The sequence below is a fragment of the Acinetobacter sp. Q186-3 genome (genome assembly GCF_013420655.1).
Taxonomy (GTDB): Bacteria; Pseudomonadota; Gammaproteobacteria; order Pseudomonadales; family Moraxellaceae; genus Acinetobacter; species Acinetobacter indicus.
Genome location: NZ_VOXS01000002.1, coordinates 155,427 through 181,105 on the forward strand (window position 1 = coordinate 155,427; position 25,679 = coordinate 181,105).

The following is a 25,679-nucleotide window of genomic DNA, read 5'->3' on the forward strand; positions in this document are numbered from 1 at the left end:
GCTTAAGCCTGAGTACGGTTGGCTTTTTCCACCAGACCGGATAAGCCCTGACGGCGTGCCAGTTCATTCAGAATCAGTTGCGGGTCCAGATTGAAATAGCCGAGCATGACCAGGCTGTGGAACCATAAGTCAGCCACTTCATAGATCAGGTCATTTTTATTGTCTTCATAAGCTGCAGCCTGATATTCCTTGGCTGCCAGAATAGTTTCTACGCTTTCTTCACCAACTTTTTCCAGAATCTTGTTCAGGCCTTTGTGATACAGCTTGGCCACATACGAAGAATCCGGATCGGCGGCTTTACGTTCAGCCATCATTTTGCCTAAATAGCTCAGAATTTCGACCTGTTCAGATTGCGCAGTGGAGGCATTCATGGCCAAGGTGTGCGGATTGCTGGACTTCTCGCCATAAATCGCATTCGGGTCTTTTAGCTGCGCATCAACAATTTCCCAGCCATTCGGAGTCAGTTTGCGATAGAAGCAGGATTCACGGCCAGTATGGCAGGCAATGCCGCCATGCTGTTCAATTTGCAGGATAATCACATCAGCATCGCAGTCCAGACGGATTTCATGCACGGTCTGGAAATGACCGGATTCTTCACCTTTGTGCCAGAGTTTATTGCGCGAACGGGAAAAATACACCGCCTGATTTTTTTCTGCGGTTAAGGCCAGCGCTTCGCGGTTCATCCAGGCCACCATCAATACCCGACCGGTTTGATGATGCTGTGCAATGGCTGGCACTAATCCCTGTTCGTTAAATTTTACTTCATCGAGCCATTGCAAGTTATTCATGAGTATGTCACCAAAATTTGTTCAGAAAAACGAGATTACGCCAGTGCGCAAACGCTATAGTGTACGGTATCTGACCGGCTTGCAGGAAAAAATCTTTGCCTATTTTCGCTCAGGATGTTACCACTCTAACATTCATTTATCGTCCTGTTTAAAGCGGCTGTAACACCTCCGGCAAACACTGCTTTTCGACCAGTTCTAAAAACTCATCGCCCAGACGCTGACTTTCCGCAATACATTGCTTCCAGAGCTGAATGCGCTGTGCCTGATCCATACCTTTTAAATTAAAGTCTTTGCGGTCGGGTAGGCGGCCCAGGGGTAAAGACTGTAAATATTCGGCTGATGGTGAAATCAGCAGGGTCCGTGCATGATTGTCCGGATTGGCCTTGCGGTGTTTCAGCATCTTGTCGAACCAGCCCGGGGTAATGCTGTCGGTAAAATGCGGATACAGCACCAGTCCCTGACTCTGAAACGGCAGGTCAATATGATAGTCAATCAGGCCGCCATCGCGGTAGCTGCCCGGCGCTTCCGGAATATCCCGAATTGCGGACATCACGCCCGGAATTGAGGCCGAAGCCATCAGCCAGCTGGTGACATTGTCCGGCGTTAGCGCATGATAATGGGTAAAGAAATCATCCTGCACCTGAAACTGGTTGCCTTGAGCTGGCTGGCTGATCACGCGCTGCATAAACAGGCGGTTGTGTTTGCGCGCCAGTGCATTGCCGCTGACAATACCAGCCACCGAGGCCAGTAGGGCCAGTGCACGGTCACTCTGGAAAATGTGCTGCGCTTTTACCGAGAGCACGGTCAGATGATAATCTGGATGATCGACCAGCTGCTGTGCCTTGCCATCGACCAGATTCAACAGCATATCGCGGCAGACATGACTGACGTCCTGCCGTGACATTTTTTTATGAAAGCTCAGATTGGTATATAAGTCTGCCAGCCGTTCGGTACCTGCTTTGGCGCCCCAGGCCAGAATGCTGGCAAAACGCCAGCTGCCAATTGAAGAACCAATCAGGGTGCGGCGCTGCGCTGACTGCGGCAAAAACTCGCCAAAAATGGCCTGATCCAGTCCCTGAATACCAATACCTTTTGGACCACCGGCAGCACCCGGAATCATATCGACCTGATCGGGTTGTAGGCCCTGCTCGGCAATCAGCTGCCGGGCCAGATGACCGGCACGAAGGGTGAGGGCAGGTGGTCGTTTTTGCAGAATCTGGATCATGGTCAGGAAGAAAAATAAACAGTTGTCTGTATTTTAGGCCAGTGACCAAGGCTCACAAGGGCAGGAATGTTCACTCTCTGACTGCTCAGTCATCCGGTATGTTATCTGCAATTGCAGGCCATAAAAAAACCGGTCATGTGACCGGTTTAAATAATGGAGGAATATAATGATTCAGGAAACTTTGCCCATTTCGCCTTATTTGGCCACGCGCCAGACTGCCAGAATACTGGCCAGCACAATCAGAATGACTGAGACAAACCACGGTGAAATAATCGCAATCGACAGCAGAATCGCCATTACGCTGCCAAAGATCCAGCTGCGTTTTTGCTGATGTTCCATTTGCAGACGCATGCTTTGCAGTTCATTCAGCTGTTTGGCATGCCAGGCCGACTGGTTTTTCAGGCCGTTTAAGCTGTCGATCATCAGGGTCGGTAAATCCTGCGCACCCAACAGTAGGTCCGGAATTTTTTGTCCCAGCTCTTTCAGGTTTTTCTGCGGATTCATTTGTGCCTTGACCCAATCGGTGAGGATTGGTTTGGCCAGACTCCAGATGTCCAGTTCCGGATACAGATCGGTGCCCAGCCCTTCAACATGCACCAGCGTTTTGAGCAGCAGCATCAACTGTGGAGGAATTTCCAGATGGAAACGGCGGGCAATATCCATCACTTCAATCAGAATACCGGCAAAGTCCAGCTCATGCATGGGTTTGGAGACCATCGGTCCTACCGTGCGGCGCATTTCACGTGCCAAAGCATCCTGATCAGTGCCCGGTGGAATCCAGCCAGCCTGATGCACAATCTGGATCAGCTGCATAAAGTCGCTGTTCATGACCGCCAGTAACATGCGCGCCACGGTCATCTGGTCGTGCTTGGACAGCTCACCCATAATCGCGCAGTCCAGTGCAATAAAGCGTGGGTTTTGCGGATTGATAGTTTCTACAAACACATTGCCCGGGTGCATGTCGGCATGGAAGAAGTTGTCGCGGAACACCTGGGTAAAGAAGATGGTCAGGCCTTTTTGCGCCAGATCGGCGCGGTCCATACCCAAGCGGTCAAAGGTGGCCACATCGGAAATTGGTACCCCGGTAATCCGCTCGGCCACCATCACATCTTTGCTGTCCATATACACTTCCGGCACATACATCATGCTGGAGCCGGTGAAGTAATGGCGCATACGGCGGGTGTTATCCGCTTCTAAGGTCAGATCGAGTTCTTTCAGGATAATCTGGCGATAGTCCTGAATAATTTCGGATAAATGCAGCGCGCGTGCCGCTTCAAGACGTTTTTCCAGAAAATGGCCCAGCCATTGCAGAATTTCAAAATCCTGCAGAATCTGCTGGCGGATATTAGGACGGGTGACTTTGACCACCACTTCGCGGCCATCGTGCAGGGCAGCGGTATGCACCTGGGCAATTGAAGCAGCTGCCAGCGGCTGTTCATCAAAACGCGCGAACAGGGTGTTGACATCGGCCTTTAAGGATTCCTGAATCCGCATTTGCGCGACATCGGAACCAAAGGGTTTGACCCGGTCCTGCAGCAAGACCAGCTGCTGTAATACTTCAGGTGGAATCAGGTCACGACGGGTCGATAACAGCTGACCGAGTTTAATCGCCAGCGGTCCCATATCTTCCAGGGCCTGTTTCAGCTTGAGCGGATTTTTCCGTTCCTTACTGGACCAGGCCGCCGGATGCATCCGGATCAGACTCAGAATATGGCGGGCTTTTTCTGGTAATTCTTCCGCAGGGAACAACGTGTCGAGTCTATAGTGCGCAGCAATACGCCAAAGTTCGATTAAACGTGAAACGTGCGGAATCATAAATCTCTTTACCTAGTCGTGTGAATCTGGAGTGTCTTCAAGCTGCTTGCGGAGCTGTTGAATCTTGGCCTCTACGCGGTCGATATTCTGGTTCAGGATGCGGGTATCCTGTTGCAGATCATCCATTTGCCAGCGCGGTGCAAACAGGCCGGAATCTTCTTTCAGGGCATCTTCGGCGAAAAACAGCTGACTTTGCAAGGTTTTTTTCAGCTGCTTGGGCGCCAGCTGGATTTTACCCAGCTCATGTGCCAGTGTCGGGCCAACCCATGGCGACAGATGCGCGGCCAGATCGGGTTCGGCCTGCTCGATAATACGCTGGATGTCCTGTAGCAGCTTATAGTCGCCTTGTACCGGAATGGTGCCGACATCATCGGCCAGCAGCAGTTTCAGCAGTTCCACCACATTCTTGACCTGCAAGGTGGCGGTGGCTTCACTGAGCTGCTGTTCGCGCTCAAACGGGCGCTGCTCGAAAATAGACGGTTGGGTTGCCTGTCCGGTAACGGTCGGCTCCAGACGCACCTTGTTTTCATCAAAAAATACATCTACCGACAGTTGCGGCGCATCCATCACCACGCGCAGGGTTTTGCCCTGTAGCTGGTTCAGCTGGATGCGGGTAATCGCATCCAGATTAATGACATGATGGATGCATCGTTCAACGGCACCTAAGGCCAGAATCGACCACATAGCAGTGTCCTTTTCGGAATTAGAGTTTAAAACCGCGGTGCACCGCCACAATACCACCGGTCAGGTTGTGGTAGTCACAGTTCTGGAAGCCGGCATTTTCCATCATGCCTTTCAGGGTGCGCTGGTCTGGGTGCATACGGATTGATTCCGCCAGATATTTATAGCTTTCAGAATCATTCGCCACCAGTTTGCCCATGATTGGCAGTGCGGTGAACGAGTACAGGTCGTACAGTTTCGAGAACGGTTCAAATACCGGTTTTGAGAATTCCAGAATCAGTAAACGGCCGCCTGGCTTAAGTACGCGGTACATGGCCTGCAGTGCAGCATCTTTATCGGTCACATTACGTAAACCGAAAGAAATGGTCAGCAGGTCAAAGCTGTTGTCGGCAAATGGTTCTAGTGTTTCAGCATTGGCCAGAACGAAATCGACATTGGTACAGCCGGCATCAATCAGACGGTCACGACCGACATTCAGCATGGATTCGTTAATATCTGAAAGGACCACATGGCCGCTTGGACCAACTTCACGGCTAAAAACTTTGGCCAGATCACCGGTACCGCCCGCAATATCCAGTACGTGCTGGCCACGACGCACACCCGACATGTTAATCGCAAAGCGTTTCCATAAACGGTGAATACCAAAAGACATCAGGTCATTCATGATGTCGTATTTGCTGGCCACCGAATGGAACACCTCCGCCACTTTCTGGGCTTTTTCTTCGCTGTTTACGGTCTGGTAGCCAAAGTGCGTGGTCGCGCCGACATTACCGGTATTGGCGCCACGTGGCAGGTTGTATTTTGGAATGCTGCCCGTTACCGGAGTATCGGTTAGGCGCTGTTCTAGAGACTGCTGCTGACCTTGTGGTGCACCTTCCGGTAATGGCGAGGTTAAGAATGGGCTCACTTTGTCTGTGTTGGTTGCCGTTTCTGGATGGGTAGGCTTTTGCTCTTCATTAGACATAGTGTCACTCCTAACATGAAAATCGGGTTGATGTGGCAGTGCAAGCATGATGACAGATTCTTAGGCGTTGTACAGTCATCGGCCTGCAATTGTCAGGAATAAAATACAGAAAATTGAATTGTTATCCTGATGAACGTGAATGCATATTCGTTTTACTGCTGTTTTTGTACCAAATTTTGGCCATCACATGCAAAAAATTATGTGGCTTTATTGAAAGGGCTGCGGATCTCCCCGATGCACTTTGTCAATAATCTGGCGTTCAACCGCAGTAAATTCACGGACAAATTTTTCTGCAGATTTCAGCGGTTTCATGGCCACAAAACCATCTTGCATAAACTCGTACATGATATCGAAATTGTATTTATGCGCGGCACCTTTACACATTTTAAAGGCGGTATAAACCATAAAGGAGCGCATGTATTTGTCCAGGCTTTTGCCCAGTTCATCCAGCATGTCCAGCTGTTTTAAACGCGCGCTGCCCTGATCGAGCTTTAAATAGGTCAGGCGCATCATCTCGTCGGTCAATGGCGTCTGCGCCGGATAATCCTTTAACAGCTGAATGGCGACCTGTTCATCCAGTTGCACTGCCAAAATGGCCAGTGCCACCCCGGAGGTGCCGGTTTTAATTGCATTTTCCGGAATCAGTTTTTCTGCTTTATGTGCGTACTTGGTCAGGCGTGCAATCTGTGCGGCCAGTGCATCAAAATCGGGGCCGCCGTATAAACGGTTTAGAAAATATTCGGCCATCAGCACATTATTTTTTTCGGCAAAATGTGGGGCATGGGTACGTTGCATGCGCTGTTTCTGCCACAGCTGCACCTCCTGCAAACGCGTGAAAATTTCCGGCTGGCGATGATATTCAAATTGATTATAAAGTTCTAAAAGGTCATCTAAAACCGCAAGTTTGGACATGGAGCGTCTCAATTGTTTTGACTTAAGCGGCATTCTAAAGCCAGTTACATGCACAGGCCATGACAAATTGGTGACAGATTCAGGATCATCGGGTCAGTTTGCACTAGAAATAGACAAAATCAGACAGACGCGCTATACAAAATCATCAGCCGCCCGGCCAGCAGGCTGGTTATACTGAACGGAACAATAAAACAAGAGTGTGTGCCTATGACCGAGCAGAACCCGCAAACAGAATTTCAGTTAATGGATGAAGATCAGCTGTCTGTCGAGCTGATTGAAGCGCAATATGCCCTAAAAGATAGCCGCGGTCAGAGCAATGCCAAAAGTCTGGTGATTCTGGTCAGCGGTATTGAGCTGGCCGGCAAAGGCGAGGCGGTGAAACAGCTGCGGGAATGGGTTGATCCACGTTATTTGCATGTGAAGGCTGATGCCGCACACCTGTTTGATTTCAAAACCAGTTTCTGGCAGCCCTATGCGCGTTTTATTCCGGCCGAAGGGCAGATCATGATTCTGTTTGGTAACTGGTATAGCGACCTGCTCAGCAGTGCCACCCATGTCTCAAAGCCCTTTGATGACAGCCTGTTTGATGAGTATGTGCAGCGTTTTCGGGCCTTTGAACAGGATTTAAAAAATAACCAGGTTGATGTGGTCAAGATCTGGTTTGACCTGTCCTGGAAAACCCTGCAAAAACGCCTGAACGAGATGGAGCCGAGCGAAGTGCGCTGGCATAAGATGAATGGCCTCGACTGGCGTAACAAAAAACAGTACGACACCTTGCAAAAGCTGCGCCAGCGCTTTACCGATGACTGGATTATTATTGATGGTGAAGATGAGCAGCTGCGTGACCAGCAGTTTGCCCAGCATGTATTACAGGCTTTTAAAGATTGCCCGGAGCATCCGAAAACTGTTGAGCAGAGCTGGCAGCAGGCGCCGATTCCCGAGGCCTTGCTCAATCCGGACAATGCCGCGCTGGATGAGGGCGACTATAAAGCCGAACTCAAAAAACTTAGCCGTAAAGTGGCCGATGCCTTGCGTTTTGATGACCGTAACGTGGTGATTGTGTTTGAAGGGATGGATGCCGCCGGCAAAGGCGGCGCAATTAAACGGATTGTGAAAAAGCTGGATCCGCGTGAATACGAAATTTATACCATTGGCGCACCGGAAAAATATGAATTACGCCGGCCTTATTTATGGCGTTTTTGGACCAAGCTGCAACCAGAAGAAAAAATCTGTATTTTTGACCGTTCCTGGTATGGTCGGGTACTGGTGGAACGGATTGAAGGTTTTGCCAGTGATCTGGAATGGCAACGTGCGTATGCGGAAATTAACCGCTTTGAACAGGATTTAACCGAGCATCAGACCGTGATTATCAAGTTCTGGCTGGCGATTAGCAAAGATGCGCAGGAACAGCGTTTTAAAGCGCGTGAACAGACTGCACATAAACGCTTTAAAATTACCGAGGAAGACTGGCGGAACCGGAATCGCTGGGATGATTATTTAAATGCCGCAGCCGATATGTTTGCCCATACCAGCACCGAGGATGCGCCGTGGCATATTATTGCCACCAATGATAAAAACAGTGCCCGGATTGAAGTGCTGAAAACCATCTTAAAACAGCTGAAAGCTGATTAAGCCGGCAGCAAACAGGCATGAATCCGCTATAAAAATGCCGGTCACTGGACCGGCATCAGATTGAGGAAAAAGGCTTAGCCATTGACCACCTGGGTCTGTTTCTGCTGGATGCCTTTGGCAATCTTATAGCTTTCTTCCACATGCGCTTCGGCGACTTTCTTCATGACAAAATAGCCCAGGCTGGCCGCCACCAGCTGTCCGCCTAAAGGAATAAATTTGGTGACTTGCTTCGTGATCACTTTCGCGGCAACATTGTTCAATGATTTTTTGACGGCGGTACGTGCCACCACCAAACCGGAAAATTCAATGCCGCGTTTACGCAGTTCCTGCCAGTGAATCTGCTTGGTTTCGGGGTCATAGACACTGACCTGTTCCGGCGACAGACCAAAACGGGCATTAATTTCAGGAATCAGTTGTGACAAAATACCGACGTCAATCACGACATCTAAAAATGGAACCGGAATGACCGCCGCGCCTGCGGACACGTAGGCCCGTTTTTTGACCAGCTCCAGACAGTCAGCACGAACTTGCTCTAAATTTAAATTGGGGTCAATCGAGTTGGGAATCTTGTCTATTTTCATAATATTAAATACCTTAAGCGGTGTATCGATTTTTTTATTGAAGCACTATTAAGGTACGTATTTCAAAGCATTTTTGAATCGAACCATGAGCTAAAAGTGACATAGGCAACTGCAAAAGTATAGTAATGAATCTTTATGGTTTTGTAGATATCATGGCAAAAGTTTAACAGGGTAGAGCGTTATGGGGATTCATGTCATTCAAAGTCAGCGTGTCGATGTACTGGTCGAGGCGATGCTGAAGACAGTCCGTAAACCTGCAGCGCATCCGCTGGAGGTATTAAAAACCCAGCACTTTATTGTGCCGTCCCCTGCGGTGGAAGCCTGGTTAACCCAGCGTCTGGCCGAACATCAAAGCATCTGTGCCAATACCGAGTTTCATCACCGGATTCGCGGTTTCCAGTGGAGTGCCTATCAATGGGTGCTGCACGATCAGAAAGACTTGGTCCGTCAAGCCAATATTCCACGAATTATCATTAAATGGCGCGTATTTCAGGCGCTAAAAGAATTTATTCAGCCGGAACAGAATCCGCTAGCAACCAGCCATGCGCTGTTTCCGATTATCCAGCGGATTTATGCCAGTGCCGACCGGCTGGAACAGCCGCTGGAACGCCAGCTGAAAAAACAGAGCATGTTGTATTGGGTGGCCGAACAGGTATCCAAACTGTTTAGCCACTATATGACTTATCGTGGGCATTGCCAGAAAGGCTGTGGCGAGCAGTGCCGCTGTCCGACCAACTGGCTGATGCAATGGGGCCGTGATCAGGCCCTTGATCTGGAGCAGATGTTCTTTAAAACCGACAGCGAAGTGTCGGGCTTTATGCTGCAGCAGGCAGAAGAACTGGAGGCGTGGCAGCGCTGGCTGTGGCAGGCAGTTTTTCATGAAGATTTTGAGCAGATGCAGCAGATTGACCAGCTGTTCTGGCAGGCGCTGGGCAGTCCGGAGCAGCCGGGCAAGGCGCTACGCAAATTACCGAAACAGCTGGTGGTATTTACCTTGCTGGACTTGCCGCCGCAGCAGTTACAGTTCCTGCGCCGTTTAGGTCAGTACATTGAAATTTTTATCCTGCATTATAACCCTTCACAGGAGTACTGGGCCGACAGCGTCGATCCGAACTGGAAGGCACGTTATGATGCGCGGGTGAAACAGCGTTTTCTGGCGCAGCATCCACAGGCCAATGATGCCGAGATTGCCCAGTTTTTCGAACAGTTTACCCTGCATTTTAATGCCCAGAACCGCGAGTCGCGTCATCCCTTGCTGACCCGTCTGGGCAAGCAGGCACGCGATCATTTCTCCTTACTCTCTGCCTTATCTTCCGGTGAAGAAGGCGTGTGGGCCGATCTGTTTATTGATGACTATCAGCCCAGCTTATTGGGCAAGCTGCAGGCCGATATCCTGTATTTAAATGAACCGGCCGCGCATCAATATGCTTTAGAGCAGCATGATGATTCCATCCAGATTCATGTCTGCCATTCCAGTCTGCGTCAGCTGGAAGTGTTAAAAGACCAGCTGCTGCACTGGCTGTCAGAAGGCACAAAAGAGCAGCCACGCCGGCCAAGCGATATTCTGGTTTTAAGTCCAAATTTAAAAGAGATTGAGCCTTTAATCCGCAGTGTCTTTGCGCCGCCACCGAGTGCGCGTGATCTGGGCAGTCCCTTACATGACAGTAGCCGGTTGGCCCAGCACAGCGTGTATTTGCCAATTCAGATTGCCGGGGTCAGCCAGCTGGATGTCAGCAATGCCTGGCGCGCCGTGGCCGGCCGGATTCGTCTGTTACAGGGCCGCTTTAGTCTGGATGAATTTGCTGACTGGCTCGGGCTAGCGGCCAGTTTGCAGCGTTATGAGCTGGACATTACCCAGCTGGAGCGTTTGCTGGAGCTGCTTAGTGCCGCCGGTTTTAAACGCGGTTTTGATGCCGAGCATTTGCAGCGCAGCCTGAGCGCCGATGATCAGGATTATCGCTTCAGTTTTAAATTTGCGCTGGATCGTCTGGCGCTGGGGCTGGCCATTCCGGAACATACCCTGTTTCAGGACACCCTATGTTTTGCCGAAGTGATGCCAGCCGATTTTGAACTGATTGCCAAACTGATCCAGATTTATCAGGACCTGGCCGAGCGCCGGCACTGGATGATTGCGCATGAACGCGGCGAGAACACGCGGGCCGAACAGTGGCTAAAACGCTTAATGCAAGACATTGACGAGTTTAGTGCAGCCGGTGTCACCGCGCTGGAAACGGTTTATAAGATCATTAAAAAGCAATACCGTATGCTGACTTTGGCCAGCTATTATGATGAGCAGGACCGGCATGCGCTGGCGGCCTTAAGTCTGCCTTTGCCGTATATATTGGAAGAAATTGAAGCACAGCTGGCAGCACAACTGGAACAGGCCGAACCAAGCGGCCAGATTACCTTTTGCCAGCTGGGCCAGCTGCGTCCACTGCCGTATAAACTGGTGGTGATGCTGAATCTGGATAGTGGCAAATTCCCGAATCGTAATGTGCAGCTGCCATTCGATTTAATGCAGTTGCTGAAACCGCAACTGGGTGACCGCTCACGTCTGGAAGATGATCAGGGTGCATTTTTGGATGCACTGCTATTGGCGCAGGACAAGGTCTGGCTGTTTTATAACGGCTTTGATGTCAATGACGGGCAGGTGCGTGATCCATCCAGTATCTTACAGGAGCTGATTCAGCATCTGGCGCTGATTGTTGCCGCGCCGCAGCCCGAGTCCGCACTGAACCAGACCGTGAATATTGACGGGATTGAGGTGCCGGAGCAGTTACGTCAGCTGTACTGTGTGCACCGTTTACAGCCGTTTGATCCGCTCGGGTTTGAATCCAGCGAGATCATCCGCTTTCAGGACCAGTGGTATGCAGTGGCACAGCAGATCCGTCAGCCGGGTGGGCAGCGCAGTCACTGGGCCAATCAGCCTTATCCTTTATTGACTCAGGATTTGCAGGTGCTGGACAGCCAGCAATGGATTCAGGACATGATTTTCCCGGCGCGGCTGTATTTAAAAAGTGTCGGGGTGGAAAACCTACGTCCGGAACAACGCAGCGATCAGGCCGAGCCGTTATTGCTGGATGGTTTGGGTCGCTATACCATCCGCGATTTTCTGAAACAGCAGCACGATACGCCCGATCCGGCACTGTTACAAGACCGCCTGCCGATTGGCAAAATTCGTGAAGGCAGCTGGACCATGAGTCTGGTCGAACAGCAGCAGCTACAGGCCCGCTTGCAGCACTATGCACCGAGTGAAACGACTATCACCCGACAGGTCTGGAAAGTGCGTCCTGACTTGCACATCCGCCTGACCCTGCCAAAACAGGGCGCCGAGCGCTGGGTTAGTCTGGAAGCGTCCAGTGCGCGTGCCAAACGCCGTACCGCACTCTGGCTGGAATATCTGCTCTGGCTGGCCTATCTGAATCTGGGTGATGGCGGCCAGCAGCATCAGCGGATTGTGGTATTTAGCGATGATACCGTCTGCTGTGAAGGGGTCAGTTCCAATCAGGCCAGACAGTGGCTGGAACACTGGTTTAAGGCTTGGGACTATGGCCAGCGCCAGCCCTTGGTACTGCCATCAGCCTTGCTGCTGAAAGTGGCGGAAAAAGGCAAGCAGCATGAATGGGAACCCGATGCCGAACAGCGTATGCAGCTGAAAGATCTGGAGGGGCTGTATAAGGACTGGAATGATTCAGGCCAGTTCAGTACCTTTTCGGTGGCCGACAATGAAGCCTGCAAGCATCATCGTGACTGGCAGTTTATTTTGCAGGAGCAGGATGCCAATTTATTATTGGCGCATGCCTGTGAACAGTTTTCCTATGATTTATACCAGCCGATTTTCTGGCACCAGCAGACGCTTGAGGAGTAAATGATGGCCGCTACTCCACATTCTTCGCCGCTATCTTTCCAGCCCATTACCGACATGCAGTTCAAGGGGCTGCACTGGATTGAAGCTTCGGCTGGCACCGGCAAGACCTATACCTTATCCAGCCTGATTGTGCGGATTTTTCTGGAAGCCTATTTACCCCATCAGGTGGTGGCGACCACCTTTACCCGCGCCGCCGCGGCCGAGCTGAAAAGCCGGATTCGTGCACGTCTGGTTGAAACCCTACGTTATTTTGAACAGTGCCAGTCCTATACTGAAGCCGAACTGCAAGCCAAGGCCCAGACTGAGTCCGATCCGCTATTGCAAAAAGTGCTGGCGGATTATGCTGCCAAACCGGACTTTGCCCGTGACCGGCTCAAGCTGGTGATTGACCAGCTGGATGAACTGTTTGTGGGTACCTTAGACAGTTTTAGCCAGAAGTTGTTGCGAGAATTCAGTTTTGAATGTGGCAAGATTGAACGCGCCGATATTACTGATGATGCCAAAAGTTATGTGCATCAGCTGATTCATGATGTGCTGCGGCAATGGCTGCAGGCCCAGCCACAGCAGGTGGTGAATTATCTGCTGTTGCAAAAGAAACTCAAGCATGTCGACGCCTATGTGGGTATTGTTGAAAATACCCTGAATTTTGCCTCGGCCCAGTTTCGTGAAGTACCGGCGCCCGAACTGGATTTAAACCAGTTTGAAGCAGCCATTGATGAGTTGTTGCAGCTGGATCTGGCTGATGTCGACAGCCTAAGCGACTATTATCTGGAGCAGGGCCAGTACGCTGCATTGGTTGGGAAAAAGTGGCGCACCAATCAGCTGATGCAACACACCTTATGCGAGGCTTTGCCGGCATTACTAAAGGCGTTGTCCCAGCAACGTGGCTATGCCTTGTTTGCACCACATTTTGAAAAAACCTTAAAGCTGTGTACCGATTTATCCACCAAAAAAGTGCTGAACAAATGTCCGGACGAGGTGCTGACGCAGTTTGAACAGCATGCGGTGATTCAACGGCTGAAAGCCTTCTGCCAGCAGTTGCAGCAACTGCAACTGGATTTAGAGCTGCTGGATGCCTATCTCAAATACTATTTAAGCCGTGAAGTAAAAAAACGCCTGCCGCAGGTGTTGCAGCAAAAAGGTGAAACCACCTTTGCCCAGCAGATCCGCAGCCTGTCGGAAGCCTTGCAGGGCGAGCAGGGACTGCGTTTTGCCCAGTTTGTGCACAGTAAATATCCGTTGATTCTGGTCGATGAATTTCAGGATACAAACCAGGATCAGGACAGTATGCTGGCCAGTATCTGGCGTCATGCCCGCTATTATCAGCAGGGCTGCATGATTATGGTCGGTGATCCAAAACAGGCCATTTACGGTTTCCGCGGCGGTGATATGCTGACCTATAACAAGGCCCGGGCCGATGTGCAGGCCAAACAGGGGAGCCTGTATAGCCTGAAATACAATCATCGTTCTATTCCGGCTCTGGTGGAAGTGGTGGATGCCTTGTTCCAGCGCCAAATAGATTTTGGTGAAGAGGTGCAATATAGCCTGGTAGAAGCCGGACCTCGTCCCCATCCGGCCTTAATTGACGGGCAAGGGGAGAACCGGCAGCCCTTGCGCTGGTTAATGCTAGAAGACAAAAATAATGAAGCATTGCAGGTGGCCTGGAAAATTCGGGAGCTTTTAAATCAGGCGGCGCAGCAGCAGATCTATCTGCACAATGGTCAGGAGCGCAGCCCGCTAATTGAAGATGATATTGCGGTGCTGTCCAAAAACCATGACGGGCTGGACAAGGTGCAGTACGAGCTGGAGCGGCTCGGGATTCGGGTGAACCGTCCATCCAAACGCAGTGTGTTTGACAGCCAGATCGCCAAAGATGTGGGGGCGGTGCTGACCGCAATTATGCATCCTTATGATGAAGCCAAAGTCAAAAGAGCCTTGTTAAGCCGCCTGCTGAATTTTAATTTACAGCGCTTACTGGAACTGGAGGCTCATCCGGCCGGCCTGAGCCAGTTTATGGATGATTTTGACTGCATCCGCAGCATCTGGTTTGAAAAAGGCTTTTTAAGTGCCTGGCAATATGCCCTGAACCTGTTTCAGGTCTGGGAGAATCTGGTCGCCCATCACAGCCGTGACAATGAACGGGTGGTGGTCAATCTGCGCCATTTAAGCGAACTGCTTAGCCAGCACAGCGAACATTATCAGGGTGCACAAACCCTGTATCAGTGGTATTTAAAACAGTTGCAGGCGCCAAGTGAACGCGAGTGGGAACTGGAGCGAAAACTGTCCAATGCCGCCGGGGTACAGCTGATGACCATCCACCAGTCCAAAGGGCTGGAATTTAAAGTGGTGTTTTTGCTGGGGGCTGATAAGGACTTTCGCGAGGTCAACAAAACCCTGAATTTCTCGACCATTCAGGCGGTCAATCCGCTGACCGGTCAAACCGAGCAGCAGCGTCTGATTGCGGTAAATGCAGCAGCCTTGCTCAGTGCAGAGGATCAACAGCAGCATCAGCTTCGGGCCGAAGCTGAGCAACGCCGTCTGTGGTATGTGGCGCTGACCCGGGCCAGCCATCGGGTCTATGCCATTTTGCAGGATCAGAGCGGCAAATCCTGTTCCGGTCTGGCTTTCTGGCGCGGTCAGGGCAGTGACGTTTTCCAGCATCCGCATTGTGGCGATGAAGCATTGCTGACTGAAAAGCCGCCAAAGCTGAAGCTGCAGCAGCATGAGCAGACGCTACCATTAACGGCAAAGACTTTCCCGCAGCAGCGTTTCTATCCGCGCAGTAAAACCAGTTTCAGTGCTCTGGCTCAGCATTTAAGCCGTAAACAGGCGATTGATGCGCTGGCGGCTCATATTGAGCAGCACAGTAGTGCCTCTGATGAACTGCATCAGCCAGTAGCGGTGGCTGATGTCGACATCCTGAATCAGCCGATTGCCTGGATTAAACGCCAGTTCCCGATGGGTACGCTGGCCGGTAATTTCCTGCATGAGATTTTTGAACACATTGATTTTCAGGATCAGCAGGACTGGCCGCTGGAAATCCAGCGCCGTTTTAAAAATGATTATCCTTCTTTGTGGCAGGAGCTGCAGGACAAGTTTAGTCAGGAATATCCGGAACATACGGAGGAAATCTTGCTGAGCTGGCTGTCGGCATGGCTGCTGGATGTGCTGAGTACACCGCTGCATCCGGGCTTTCAGTTAAAACAGCTGGCGCCCGAGCAGCATCTGGCAGAATTTCCGTTTTATCTGTCCTTGTCCGATCAGGTCTTGGCGATCAAGCGGATTCATCAGCTGTTTGATGAATATGGCATTCAGATGCTGGATTTTCATGATGCCAATTCGGCGCGCTATTTAACCGGTTCGATTGACCTGGTGTATTTTGATGGCCACCGTTACCATATTGCCGATTATAAAAGTAACTTTTTAGGTGCCGATCAGTCGCATTATCAGGCGGCCTCGGTGCAGGCCAGCATGTCACAGTCCAGTTACTGGCTGCAGGCCGGTCTGTATCTGGTGGCCCTGCATCGCTACCTGAAAGTCCATCTGGAAAATTACGATATTTATCAACATTTAGGTGGGGCCAGCTATTTGTATTTGCGCGGCATGAATGGTCAGGCCGGGCAGGGCGTGTACCATTGGAAACCGCCGGTCGAGTTTATTTTGCGACTGGATGCACTGTTGGGGAATCCAACTGTCGATCAACTGGGGAAAATTGCCTAAATCATTTAATAACATTTAAAGAAAGAATGATTTAGCATGTGGATAACTTTGAGGATAATAGTGTGGACAACCAGCGGACAGTTTTAGCAGCAACGCCTGAAACCCAAACCCCGGCATGGTTTGCGCTTTGGAGTAACTATCTTTTACAGGCGCCTTTTTTTCAGGCGGAAAAGCGAGAAGATTCCGCTAAAATCATCGCGCAGTTGCTGGAGGCTACTCTCAATGGTGACAGCTGTATAGCCGCTTCTGCAGAACAGGTGGCAGCGTTGGCCAATCTGGTCGGTTCCGGTTCTGAACCGGGTTCGGTGGCGCCGTTTATTTATGACCAGCAGCATTTATACCTGTACCGTTATTGGGCGCTGGAGTCGGCGCTGGCACAGCAGGTGGCACGCTTAAAACAGCAAGCTGTTACGGCGGTAGATGTGTCGGACTATCTACATTTATTGGAAGACCAGCACCAGCAGCAGGCGCTCAAAATGACCGCGACTACCGCTTTTAACCTGATTACGGGCGGCCCGGGTACCGGTAAAACCTATACTTTGGCGCGGATTATTGCCGTGCTAAACCAGGCCTTGCCGGAAATCCGGATTGCCATGGCGGCCCCGACCGGAAAAGCCGCGCAGCGTATGAAAGAAGCACTGCAGAATTCCTTTGATGATCCGAAAATTGCCAATCTGGTCAGTGACGATCTCAAACGCCTGACCCCGATTACCATCCACCGGCTTTTGGGCCTTGGCAACCGGCAGCAGCCACGTTTTCATGCCCGGCAGCCGTTGCCTTATGACCTGATTGTGATTGATGAAGCTTCCATGCTGGACCTGAATCTGGCCAGCATGCTGTTCAATGCCATTGCTGAACAGACCCGGGTGATTTTACTTGGGGATGCGCAGCAGCTGGCGTCGGTCGATGTTGGTTCGGTACTGGCCGATTTACAGCAGGTGCCGGCACTGGCAGATAATCATGTGCATCTGGTCACCAGTCGCCGTTTTAAAGCCGGTGCCTTAATTGGTGAAATGGCCCGCTTTATTCAGCAGCAAACGGCTGAACAGCCGGCCGCGCAAATCTTGCAGCAGTTTGCCGCACAGCTGGTGCAGCCGGGCGAATTACAGGCCGTAACTTTAACGCAGGACATGGCCGATGTACTGCAACTGGAATATTTACCCGATGAAGCCCCGGATCCCATAGCCGGGCAGGGCTATTATGACAAACTGATGCTGGGCTATCAGGGCTATGTGCACAGCCTAAAACAGTATTTACAGGCCGATGATCCGGACGCGGTGGTGGCACAGGTGGTGAAAGCCTTTGACCAGTATCGGATTCTGACTGCAATTCGGCATGGTGGCTTGGGCTTGCAACAGCTGAACATGCAGATTGAGCAGCGTTTGTTGCAGCAACTGGTTCTGGACGTGGCCAAGCAGGGCGACTGGTATGTCGGCCGGCCGGTAATGATGACCTATAACGACTATCAGCTCGGCCTGTCCAACGGTGATATTGGCCTGTGTCTGCAACGTCTGCGTGAGGGCAACCGGCAGTTTGAAGTGTATTTCCCGAGTCTGGATAAATGGGTGCCAGCCACACGCTTGCCAAAAAATATTGAAACCGCATTTGCTCTGACCATTCATAAATCTCAAGGTTCGGAGTTTCAGCATGTGGCGGTGGTGCTGGATCAGGCCGCGCAGAATCTGCTGAGCAAGGAACTGATCTATACCGCCATTACCCGGGCCAAATCGGTGGTGAGTTTACTGGCCGACCGGCAGGCGCTGGTACAGGCCTTAACCGTGAAAACCAGCCGTAACAGTGGTGTGTTAGAAAAAGTAAATGAACATTTGTCATTATAAAGTTGGCATAAATAAACCCGGCCGTTGTAAGAAAATGCTTACAACGATTCGAGAAATTTGCGCATAGAGCTTTGCCTGAGTTTTTGAGAAGATGACTTCACACAAAAGCTCAACACGGAAAGTTGAGGAAAATCGCAAAACCAGAATAAGAAAGTCGAGAGACAGCGAGCTTACATTGAAGTAGGTGAAAAAAAGAGGAAACTTACAGCCGCTAAGCCTTGTAGTTTTGGGAGAGACTACAGGGCTTTTTTATTGGCAGTTCAAAATCAAAAAAATGAAGCGTCATTCATCGACGTAAGCGAAAACGTACAAGGAGAGAGGTAATTATCTGCTTCTTTCCCCAAGGGCTTGTGGCAAAATCTATCACATAAGGAAAGCCAATTAAAACAGGGAATGTTGATTAGAAGAAGGCCAAAGCCTCGCTATACATCACAATAAATAAAATTAGAACAACGAAAAAAGAAGAAACTACAGCGCAAAAAATAGCCCGGGAATTTATTCCCGGGCTATTTTTATTCCACTTCAGCTTATTTACGTTTCATCATCCCGGATTTCTCTTTGGTGTTTTATGAATAGAATCAATCCTCCGGGCAGACGTTGCATCATTCATGTGACATCGCATCGGATAATTCATGGCTTTTTCGCGTTGTGTTTTGCAATTTAAGCGGTTTTGTCTTAAAATAATGCACTTGCTGTAGTGATGCACGGCAGTCAGACAGATGCTTGACATCGGTTTGATTTTTATCAAAGTATTTTATAAGCATCTCGGAGAAATCGAATGGCTTTAACAAACGCAGATCGCGCAGAGATCATCGCTAAATTTGCTCGTGCTGAAAACGACACTGGTTCACCAGAAGTTCAAGTAGCTCTTTTAACTGCTCAAATCAATGACTTACAAGGTCACTTCAAAGAGCACAAACACGACCACCATAGCCGTCGCGGTCTGATCCGTATGGTTAACCAACGTCGTAAATTATTAGACTACTTAAACGGTAAAGATCACGGTCGTTATGTTGCGTTGATCGGTGCTTTAGGTTTACGTCGTTAATTCGATTTAGACTTTTATTTTCGGGTTATTGCATGCGTTGCGCTGTATGTCTGAAAACTAAAGTGTACCCGGCGTTGACCGGGTAATTAAGAAGGGGCGATTGTTTCGCTCCTTCTTTGTGTTTAAAAAACCTATATTTCTAGTGAGGTCGGCTTCTAAGCTTTGTCATTTACTTGAACCTGAGTCGTGAATGCCAAACCTTAGGGGTCTCCACTAGAATAAAATCAGGAAACAAAAATACATGTCAATGTTTAATATTATTCGTAAAGAATTCCAATATGGTCAGTACAACGTGGTACTGGAAACCGGTCGTGTTGCACGTCAGGCCAACTCGGTTTTAATCACCATGGGTGGTGTATCGGTACTGGTGGCGGTAGTTGCACAGCCAACAGCAAAAGCCGGTCAGGACTTTTTCCCACTAACCGTAAACTATCAAGAAAAGCAATACGCTGCTGGCCGTATTCCGGGTGGTTATGGCAAACGTGAAGGCCGTGCGTCTGAGGCAGAAACTTTAATTTCACGTCTTATTGACCGTCCAATTCGTCCATTGTTCCCGGAAGGTTATTACAACGAAATCCAGGTAACAGCAACAGTTGTCTCTTCTGACAAAACCATGGAAGCGGATATTGCTGCCATGTTAGGTACTTCAGCAGCACTGGCAATTGCGGGTACACCGTTCCGTGGCCCAATTGGTGCAGCACGTGTGGGTTTAATCAACGGTGAATACATCCTGAACCCGAACCATGAACAGCTGGCACAGTCTGACCTTGACCTTGTGGTTGCAGGTACAGAAGCTGCAGTGCTGATGGTTGAATCTGAAGCGAAAGAACTGTCCGAAGACCAGATGCTGGGCGCAGTATTATTCGGTCATGACGAAATGCAAATTGCGATTCAGGCGATTAATGAATTTGCAGCAGCGGCTGGCGCAACTGAGTCAACCTGGACTGCACCAGAGAAAAATGAAGACCTTCGCGCGAAATTAAAAGAAGCGTTTGAAGCGAAAATCTCTGAAGCCTATACCATTGCAATCAAACAAGACCGTTATGCTGCTTTGGATGCACTGCAAGCAGAAGCGGTTGCGCAGTTCGTGCCTGAAGAAGATGTAGATGGCATCGCAGATGACCTGAATGAACTGTTTGAAGATCTGAAATACCGCACTGTACGTGACAACATCCTGTCTGGTAAGCCACGTATTGATGGTCGTGACACCAAAACTGTACGTGCATTAGATGTACAGGTAGGCGTTCTTGATCGTGCTCACGGTTCTGCGCTGTTCACCCGTGGTGAAACACAAGCGTTGGTAACAACGACTCTTGGTAACACCCGTGATGCATTAATGGTTGATACCCTGGCTGGAACCAAAACTGACAACTTCATGTTGCACTACAACTTCCCGGCTTACTCGGTTGGTGAAACGGGTCGTGAGTCTGGTCCTAAACGTCGTGAAATCGGTCACGGTCGTCTGGCACGTCGTGGTGTACAAGCGGTTCTTCCAGCTGCTGACCGCTTCCCGTACGTAATCCGTATTGTATCGGACATTACTGAATCGAACGGTTCATCTTCTATGGCGTCTGTATGTGGTGCATCTCTGTCACTGATGGATGCCGGTGTTCCACTAAAAGCACCAGTTGCGGGTATCGCGATGGGTCTGGTCAAAGAAGGCGAGCGTTTCGCAGTGCTTTCTGACATCCTGGGTGACGAAGACCACCTGGGCGACATGGACTTTAAAGTTGCGGGTTCTGCCAACGGTATTACTGCGCTGCAAATGGACATCAAGATCGAAGGGATCACTGAAGAGATCATGGAAGTGGCATTGAACCAGGCTTATACCGGTCGTATGCACATCCTGAACGAAATGAACAAAGTGATTTCACGTGCACGTCCAGAAATTTCAATGCATGCGCCTACCTTCCAGGTCATTACCATCAACCCGGACAAAATCCGTGACGTGATTGGTAAAGGCGGCGCGACCATTCGTCAAATCACTGAAGAAACCAAAGCGGCAATTGATATTGAAGACAACGGTACCGTTCGCGTATTTGGTGAAACCAAAGCAGCTGCACAAGCGGCTATTGCCAAGATTCAGGCTTTAACTGCTGAAGTTGAACCAGGCAAAATCTACGCCGGTAAAGTAATCCGTATTGTTGAATTCGGTGCCTTCGTAAACATCATGCCGGGTACAGATGGTCTGCTACACATTTCTCAAATTTCAAATGAGCGTGTAGCCAACGTGACTGACGTACTGAAAGAAGGTCAGGAAGTGAAAGTTCAGGTTGCAGATGTCGACAACCGTGGCCGTATCAAGTTAACCATGAAAGATATTGATCAGGCTTAATTTCAAGCCCTGATGAATTGAAAAAGCCCGCTTCATGAAGCGGGCTTTTTTATGGCATGATCGCAAAATAAAATGACAGGAATGTGGATGCACGCGGATGCAACAGTATTATTTTTCCCTTCATGACACCACACAACAGTTATTTCTGCATCGGGAGCCGGCCGCCGAGGCAGAATTTATCTGGCTGGACTATACCCGGGAAGATGTACGCCAGCATCCGGAACAGTGGCAGCAACAGGTACTGCAGCACACCCAGCTGTGGCTGAATGAATATCATCTGCGCGATATTTTAAATCTGGAACATCCCTGTAATTTCGACAGTCTGGAAGATTATGACCTGCTGATTTTCCGCAAACTGATTACTCCGGATGACCAGATTCATAACTTTAATGACGAAGCGCATGAGCATGTGTTTGGCTTAAGCACCACACCGGTCAGTTTTATTCTGACCCCGCAGGTGCTTATTACGGTGAGTGAGCAGGGCAATAAAGCCATCGAAAATTATATTGCCCGTTTAGATACCATTTTAAGCCGGCCGGCTGAAGAGCAGAATAAACCAAAAAAACTGGCGACCTCGCCTCTAGATTTGGCCTTACGTTTACTGAACAGTATGGTCGATGACTATTTAAACCTGCGTCATCCTTTAACCCGCCGGGTCGAGTTTTGGCAGCGTGAGCTGTTGCAGGGCCATCGCCGTTTTAACCAGTGGCATCAGTTGCTACAGGAAAATATGGCATTTCAGCATGTGGAAAATCTGTGTGAAGAACAGATTGATACCTTGCAGGAACTGCGCGATGAAATTGTCGAAAACTATCTGCATTTAAAAGGCAAGAAACGCAGTGAAAAACAGGAAATCATGCTGGTGCGGGTAGATGACTTAAGCAGCCATGTGGCCCGCGTCCAGAAACATACCTTGCGTTTAAGAAGTGCCATTCAGGCGGCCATTGACCTGCATTTTTCTGCCATTGCCAACCAGACCAATGAAAATATGCGGATTCTGGCGATTATTACCGCGGTGTTTGCACCCTTAACCCTGTTAACCGGAATTTATGGCATGAATTTCGTGGTGATTCCGGGGCTGGACTCACCCTATGCCTTCTGGGTGATGCTTGGCACCATGCTTATTACCACTTTGTTGCTGCTGTATTATTTTTATCGGCGACATATGGTGGGACGCGGTGAAAAAAGCGTACCGGACATGCTTTCGCAGCGGCCGGATCGGACCCGGATTGACCTGTTCTGGTTTCTGGATTATGTGCCCGGCAAGCCGTTACCACCGGAAGGTCAGAACGCTCTTCGAGATTCTCAGCTTAAACCAAAATAACGCAGTCCTTAATTTGCCTGCCCGAAAGAAAGCATCTGCTTTCTTTCGGGCAGCGTGCAGATTTCATCGCACTGCAATAAAAACCGGTTAAGGTGAAGATGAAGGATTTTGCTGGGCCTGCTGCAAAAGCTGATAAATCTGATCTTTCAGTTTTAATTTTTTGCGTTTCAGCGCCTCGATATCATCATTAATCTGATGAACCGGATCAAGCTCGAGCTGGCTGATTTTCCGGTCCAGATGTTCATGATCTTCAAACAGGCGCGCAAAATGCGGATTGTCTTCGCGCAGTTGTTGCATTAATTCCCGAAACTCCGGGAACATGAGTTTGACCTTTTTGTTGCATTCTTTTGTTTTCATTGCGACCGTCTATTTTCCCAAAAATAAAGAGAGGGAAATACGCAGATTTCCCTGTAGAGAGTAAATGGCGTGGTGGCTAGCTTTGTCTTAAATGCAGATGTTTGACTTCTTTGCGCAAATTTTGCAGCTCATCAATCAGATCGAGCATCATGGCGACGGCAGAAAAGCTGGCATTAAAATCGCGTTGCAGGCGATAGGCCTGGCGGGCACGAGAGACATCTTCCCCAAAAAACTGGTGAATCCGTTCTTCCGGACGTGAAGGGAGAATGTCATATTCTAAAAGCTGTAATACCCATTCCGGGCTTTGACCACAAGCTTCAGCAAAATGCTCTAAATCAAAAGATACGCGCTCATCTATAATTTCAGCTTGTGGGCGACCAGACTGGGAGTTTTCGCGATATTGGATCGTGGTCATGGCTTACTCCTTTTAGCTTGAACTTGTTAAAACAAGGAAGAGCAGATGCATGGGTTGTTCTAACGTAATTTCGGGTCTATGCGCTGCGCTCTTGTTGTTTTATCTGAAGGATTAATTTTATTTAAAACCATATTTCAGCATTTGGCTGTTTTGTTTGGTATTCCTTTGTGCTTGAAACGTAGCCTTGCTTGCTTTTTCGCCATTTTGCTGGCACCAAGGACGCTCAGCAGGCCTACTTTTGTCTAATCTCCAGTTTAAATAAACTGTTTAAATTTTATTCATTATTCAGGCTTTCGAGAGCGACGGACAGAGGGTAGAGCAACTATATTGTTTCAAATTATGTCCATATCATTAAGATAAAATGAAGGCTTCCGTAGAAGCCTCTTGTAAACCTGTTGAAGAATCAGTATTTAATCCAGGTCACGCTACGACCAATCACGGAAACACCGACATAGCCGCGTAAGGTCAGACGTTTACCGTTGGCACTTAGGCGTGCCTTGCCTTTATAGACTTTGCCGCCAATCGGGTCGAGTACACTGCCTTGCACAAACTGTAACGGGTTTTTTGGATCCTGCCTAAAGCCCCAGATAAATGGCAAGCCGATAAACGGTTTGTTTTTAAGCTGGCCCGGACATTGGTGGCAAATATTCATTTTTTCTGCGCCCGGAATGTTGCGGGTTTCAACAATAATACCTTCATAGGTGCCATCTGGCTTTTTACGGATTTCGACATCGGCACGGGAATAACTGGTACGGTCATCAATTGTTTTCCATTTCCCCACCAATGGATCATTCTCTGCGAAAGATACGCCTGAAACTGTTGCCAAAAGCAATCCAGCAACAATCCCTGTAAACCCCTTTTTCATGATTATTATCCCCCAACGCCATGCGCGTTATTAAAATTAGAGTAAAGTGCCTAATTCTATAGAAGAAAATACTGTTAAATCAATGAAATAATAAGTGAAAACGATCACAATAAGGCAGTAAACCGCTAAGTGGTTGCAGCTATTACGCGCGCTTGAGTTCATCAGTCAGGTTATACAGAGAATGTGTGCGTACGCTAGATGAATAAATTGGTACGGTTTGTGTAACCCAGTCGCTTAAAAAAGATGAGTAACAGCTTGAGCGAGATTGATGCTGAGTTCAGCAAAAAGCGTGCGCTATTTGAACCTATATCTGCAGGGTCATAAAGATTGAATAAACGCATAAAACTGAACATAAAAAAGAGACCAAACTGTTCTCCAATTTGATCTCTCGGACATTTTAAATTGTACGGCTTAGCTTAGGTGTTCACCAAACAGGCCGAGTGCTTCTTCTGCAGTAAACTGATAACGTGCATTACAGAACTGGCAATCCATCACAATCGGGTTTTGATGTTCCAAGGTTTCGCGTACTGCATTGGCCCCAATCTGGGTCAGTGCCGTAGCACAGCGTTCTTTGGAACAGGTACAGCCAAATTTAAGATGTTCAACTTCTGGCAGACGTACTTCTTCTTCGTTGTACAGACGGTACAATACTTCCTGAACTTCCAGATCGGTCAGTTCGCTGGTTTTCAGGGTTTCGGTCAGCATGGTCAGACGTGGCCATAAATCTTCATCTACACGTTGCTGTTCTTCTTCGCTATTTCGCGGTAACAGCTGAATCAGCAAGCCGCCAGAACGCTGGTCGTTGCTGGCCAGTACAATACGGGTGGGAATTTGTGCAGATAAATCATAGTATTGCATCAGGCAGCCGGCCAGGTTTGGCTTGTCTAAAGGCACAATACCCTGATAACGCTCACCAAATTCCGGTTCAATATTAATAAACAGCACCGGATTGACCAGGGTTTTGAGTACCGTGCTGCTGTCTTCAGCCTGCTGGAAATGTGGATCTGGTTCATAATCTGCCAAAGCACGAATTTCACCCAGATGATTACATTCGGCCATTGCCCATTTAAAGGTGCCGCTGGCCTGAATTTGCAGGCTAATCCGACCTTTAATTTTTAAGGTACTGGCCAGCAAAGCGGTGGCACTGAGCATTTCTCCCAAAAGGACCTGGATGGCAGGCGCATAGTCACGTTGGGCCAAAATGGTTTGCAGGGCTTCTTCAAGATGAACAATCTCACCGCGGACAGGGCTATCTTCAATAAAAAAGCGTTGGCGTAAATCAGACATAAAATTCTCCATAACCCTGCATTA

Annotated in this window: 18 protein-coding genes; 7 read left to right on the forward strand and 11 right to left on the reverse strand. The window is 49.3% G+C overall.

Annotation, left to right across the window (positions count from 1 at the left end; genetic code table 11):
- Positions 1 to 2: 2 nt before the first annotated feature.
- From hisIE to FTT64_RS02515, 6 genes are all read right to left on the reverse strand, one after another.
- Positions 3 to 788, reverse strand: coding sequence for a bifunctional phosphoribosyl-AMP cyclohydrolase/phosphoribosyl-ATP diphosphatase HisIE (gene hisIE, locus FTT64_RS02490; protein WP_005181811.1), 786 nt, complete (start codon positions 786 to 788; stop codon positions 3 to 5).
- Positions 789 to 936: 148 nt separating this feature from the next.
- Positions 937 to 2,013, reverse strand: a complete 1,077-nt coding sequence (locus FTT64_RS02495) for a patatin-like phospholipase family protein (protein ID WP_005181814.1) — start codon at positions 2,011 to 2,013, stop codon at positions 937 to 939.
- 195 nt (positions 2,014 to 2,208) lie between these two features.
- Positions 2,209 to 3,828 (reverse strand): AarF/ABC1/UbiB kinase family protein, encoded by a 1,620-nt coding sequence (locus FTT64_RS02500; RefSeq protein WP_104494772.1) that lies wholly within the window; start codon positions 3,826 to 3,828, stop codon positions 2,209 to 2,211.
- Between the two features lie 12 nt (positions 3,829 to 3,840).
- The gene (locus tag FTT64_RS02505) at positions 3,841 to 4,512 is read right to left on the reverse strand and encodes an SCP2 domain-containing protein (protein ID WP_104471776.1); all 672 of its coding nucleotides are present in this window, start codon (positions 4,510 to 4,512) and stop codon (positions 3,841 to 3,843) included.
- A 19-nt stretch (positions 4,513 to 4,531) separates the two neighbouring features.
- On the reverse strand, positions 4,532 to 5,473 hold the full coding sequence (gene ubiE, locus FTT64_RS02510; protein WP_168396672.1) for a bifunctional demethylmenaquinone methyltransferase/2-methoxy-6-polyprenyl-1,4-benzoquinol methylase UbiE: 942 nt from the start codon (positions 5,471 to 5,473) through the stop codon (positions 4,532 to 4,534).
- Between the two features lie 207 nt (positions 5,474 to 5,680).
- Positions 5,681 to 6,385, reverse strand: coding sequence for a hypothetical protein (locus FTT64_RS02515; protein WP_168395535.1), 705 nt, complete (start codon positions 6,383 to 6,385; stop codon positions 5,681 to 5,683).
- A 207-nt stretch (positions 6,386 to 6,592) separates the two neighbouring features.
- On the opposite strand from FTT64_RS02515, the gene FTT64_RS02520 reads away from it, so the two are divergent.
- Entirely contained in the window at positions 6,593 to 8,017 is a 1,425-nt protein-coding gene (locus FTT64_RS02520; protein WP_168396673.1) for a phosphate--AMP phosphotransferase, read from the forward strand.
- 74 nt (positions 8,018 to 8,091) lie between these two features.
- On the opposite strand, the gene FTT64_RS02525 is transcribed toward FTT64_RS02520, so the two are convergent.
- On the reverse strand, positions 8,092 to 8,598 hold the full coding sequence (locus FTT64_RS02525; RefSeq protein ID WP_005181834.1) for a hypothetical protein: 507 nt from the start codon (positions 8,596 to 8,598) through the stop codon (positions 8,092 to 8,094).
- A gap of 181 nt (positions 8,599 to 8,779) precedes the next feature.
- Here FTT64_RS02525 and FTT64_RS02530 point away from each other — a divergent pair, with 181 nt between their 5' ends.
- From FTT64_RS02530 to FTT64_RS02555, 6 genes are all read left to right on the forward strand, one after another.
- Positions 8,780 to 12,466, forward strand: coding sequence for an exodeoxyribonuclease V subunit gamma (locus tag FTT64_RS02530; protein ID WP_180181995.1), 3,687 nt, complete (start codon positions 8,780 to 8,782; stop codon positions 12,464 to 12,466).
- Between the two features lie 3 nt (positions 12,467 to 12,469).
- Complete coding sequence (locus FTT64_RS02535; RefSeq protein WP_168396675.1) at positions 12,470 to 16,186, forward strand: UvrD-helicase domain-containing protein; 3,717 nt, start codon at positions 12,470 to 12,472, stop codon at positions 16,184 to 16,186.
- Between the two features lie 62 nt (positions 16,187 to 16,248).
- Positions 16,249 to 18,024: an exodeoxyribonuclease V subunit alpha gene (gene recD / locus FTT64_RS02540; protein ID WP_160241668.1), complete on the forward strand. Its 1,776-nt coding sequence runs from the start codon at positions 16,249 to 16,251 to the stop codon at positions 18,022 to 18,024.
- 778 nt (positions 18,025 to 18,802) lie between these two features.
- Positions 18,803 to 19,072 carry a 30S ribosomal protein S15 gene (gene rpsO / locus FTT64_RS02545; RefSeq protein WP_004637724.1) on the forward strand — a complete coding sequence of 90 codons (270 nt, stop codon included), beginning with the start codon at positions 18,803 to 18,805 and terminating at the stop codon, positions 19,070 to 19,072.
- A gap of 247 nt (positions 19,073 to 19,319) precedes the next feature.
- Positions 19,320 to 21,407, forward strand: a complete 2,088-nt coding sequence (gene pnp / locus FTT64_RS02550) for a polyribonucleotide nucleotidyltransferase (RefSeq protein WP_171065134.1) — start codon at positions 19,320 to 19,322, stop codon at positions 21,405 to 21,407.
- A 97-nt stretch (positions 21,408 to 21,504) separates the two neighbouring features.
- Positions 21,505 to 22,731, forward strand: coding sequence for a magnesium transporter CorA family protein (locus FTT64_RS02555; RefSeq protein ID WP_168396676.1), 1,227 nt, complete (start codon positions 21,505 to 21,507; stop codon positions 22,729 to 22,731).
- 87 nt (positions 22,732 to 22,818) lie between these two features.
- Here FTT64_RS02555 and FTT64_RS02560 read toward each other — a convergent pair whose 3' ends face one another.
- The 4 genes from FTT64_RS02560 to FTT64_RS02575 form a co-directional block, all read right to left on the reverse strand.
- A complete protein-coding gene (locus FTT64_RS02560) occupies positions 22,819 to 23,088 on the reverse strand; it encodes a YdcH family protein (protein ID WP_034598128.1) in 270 nt (89 codons plus the stop codon).
- Between the two features lie 76 nt (positions 23,089 to 23,164).
- Complete coding sequence (locus tag FTT64_RS02565) at positions 23,165 to 23,503, reverse strand: chaperone modulator CbpM (RefSeq protein ID WP_005181858.1); 339 nt, start codon at positions 23,501 to 23,503, stop codon at positions 23,165 to 23,167.
- Positions 23,504 to 23,906: 403 nt separating this feature from the next.
- A complete protein-coding gene (locus FTT64_RS02570; protein ID WP_127800189.1) occupies positions 23,907 to 24,368 on the reverse strand; it encodes a DUF2147 domain-containing protein in 462 nt (153 codons plus the stop codon).
- A gap of 411 nt (positions 24,369 to 24,779) precedes the next feature.
- The gene (locus tag FTT64_RS02575; RefSeq protein ID WP_005181862.1) at positions 24,780 to 25,655 is read right to left on the reverse strand and encodes an Hsp33 family molecular chaperone HslO; all 876 of its coding nucleotides are present in this window, start codon (positions 25,653 to 25,655) and stop codon (positions 24,780 to 24,782) included.
- Positions 25,656 to 25,679 lie beyond the last annotated feature (24 nt).

What these genes read in the sequence shown, in the direction of transcription:
- hisIE (WP_005181811.1), bottom strand. Translation starts at nt 788, where the DNA reads ATGAATAACTTGCAATGGCTCGATGAAGTAAAATTTAACGAACAGGGA.
- FTT64_RS02495 (WP_005181814.1), bottom strand. Translation starts at nt 2,013, where the DNA reads ATGATCCAGATTCTGCAAAAACGACCACCTGCCCTCACCCTTCGTGCC.
- FTT64_RS02500 (WP_104494772.1), bottom strand. Translation starts at nt 3,828, where the DNA reads ATGATTCCGCACGTTTCACGTTTAATCGAACTTTGGCGTATTGCTGCG.
- FTT64_RS02505 (WP_104471776.1), bottom strand. Translation starts at nt 4,512, where the DNA reads ATGTGGTCGATTCTGGCCTTAGGTGCCGTTGAACGATGCATCCATCAT.
- ubiE (WP_168396672.1), bottom strand. Translation starts at nt 5,473, where the DNA reads ATGTCTAATGAAGAGCAAAAGCCTACCCATCCAGAAACGGCAACCAAC.
- FTT64_RS02515 (WP_168395535.1), bottom strand. Translation starts at nt 6,385, where the DNA reads ATGTCCAAACTTGCGGTTTTAGATGACCTTTTAGAACTTTATAATCAA.
- FTT64_RS02520 (WP_168396673.1), top strand. Translation starts at nt 6,593, where the DNA reads ATGACCGAGCAGAACCCGCAAACAGAATTTCAGTTAATGGATGAAGAT.
- FTT64_RS02525 (WP_005181834.1), bottom strand. Translation starts at nt 8,598, where the DNA reads ATGAAAATAGACAAGATTCCCAACTCGATTGACCCCAATTTAAATTTA.
- FTT64_RS02530 (WP_180181995.1), top strand. Translation starts at nt 8,780, where the DNA reads ATGGGGATTCATGTCATTCAAAGTCAGCGTGTCGATGTACTGGTCGAG.
- FTT64_RS02535 (WP_168396675.1), top strand. Translation starts at nt 12,470, where the DNA reads ATGGCCGCTACTCCACATTCTTCGCCGCTATCTTTCCAGCCCATTACC.
- rpsO (WP_004637724.1), top strand. Translation starts at nt 18,803, where the DNA reads ATGGCTTTAACAAACGCAGATCGCGCAGAGATCATCGCTAAATTTGCT.
- pnp (WP_171065134.1), top strand. Translation starts at nt 19,320, where the DNA reads ATGTTTAATATTATTCGTAAAGAATTCCAATATGGTCAGTACAACGTG.
- FTT64_RS02555 (WP_168396676.1), top strand. Translation starts at nt 21,505, where the DNA reads ATGCAACAGTATTATTTTTCCCTTCATGACACCACACAACAGTTATTT.
- FTT64_RS02560 (WP_034598128.1), bottom strand. Translation starts at nt 23,088, where the DNA reads ATGAAAACAAAAGAATGCAACAAAAAGGTCAAACTCATGTTCCCGGAG.
- FTT64_RS02565 (WP_005181858.1), bottom strand. Translation starts at nt 23,503, where the DNA reads ATGACCACGATCCAATATCGCGAAAACTCCCAGTCTGGTCGCCCACAA.
- FTT64_RS02570 (WP_127800189.1), bottom strand. Translation starts at nt 24,368, where the DNA reads ATGAAAAAGGGGTTTACAGGGATTGTTGCTGGATTGCTTTTGGCAACA.
- FTT64_RS02575 (WP_005181862.1), bottom strand. Translation starts at nt 25,655, where the DNA reads ATGTCTGATTTACGCCAACGCTTTTTTATTGAAGATAGCCCTGTCCGC.